Annotated in this window: 2 protein-coding genes; both read right to left on the bottom strand. The window is 40.6% G+C overall.

Annotated features, from left to right (window positions below; translation table 11 throughout):
• Positions 1–175 (bottom strand): AAA family ATPase (locus H6A27_RS14565; RefSeq protein ID WP_204509206.1); only part of this gene is annotated, 175 nt, incomplete at its 3' end.
• 55 nt (positions 176–230) lie between these two features.
• A partial coding sequence (locus H6A27_RS14560) for a PD-(D/E)XK nuclease domain-containing protein (RefSeq protein WP_204509205.1) occupies positions 231–586 on the bottom strand: 356 nt, incomplete at its 5' end.

Raw genomic sequence — 586 nt, 5'->3', positions numbered from 1 at the left:
ACGCTTCGAGAGTAGATATAAGAAGACTCTTGCCAAAACGGCGGGGACGGCTGAGGAAATAATATTTACCTGTAGCCACCAACTGATATATCAATGCTGTTTTGTCAACATAGATATAATCTTTCTTACGTAAATCTTCAAAATTCTGTATGCCTATAGGATAAAGTTTGCTCATGACTGACTGATTTTTAATCTTATTTAAAGATAATAATTTAATTCTGGAAAATCATTTAATCCGACACTATCCACCTGTCTATAGTTCTTGTTTCCGAACTGAAATTCACTCCTACCTTGACAACTTTTCTTCCGTCGGCAGCAAATGCGGAGGCATAGCCTTTTGAGTCTATCTGAGCCATGGCTTCCTCGGCTGTCCCATCAAGTTTGAATTCCATGACATAGATATAGTCGGAGGTTTTAAGCACAAGGTCAACACGTCCACGCGATGTATGATATTCCACTTCTGCATGGAATCCCATGAGCTTGAACACTATGTAGAGAATGTTCTGATAGTGTACTTCACGGTCGCGTGGCGCAAGTTCGTATGGTATATCATCGAAGAAAGTCTGCAGGCGGCTCAGGAATGAAT

It is taken from the genome of Bacteroides caecigallinarum (genome assembly GCF_016902295.1).
Lineage (GTDB): Bacteria > Bacteroidota > Bacteroidia > Bacteroidales > Bacteroidaceae > Phocaeicola > Phocaeicola caecigallinarum_A.
The sequence above is the reverse complement of the archived record's forward strand: the minus strand, read 5'-3'. Positions and strand labels throughout refer to the sequence as shown.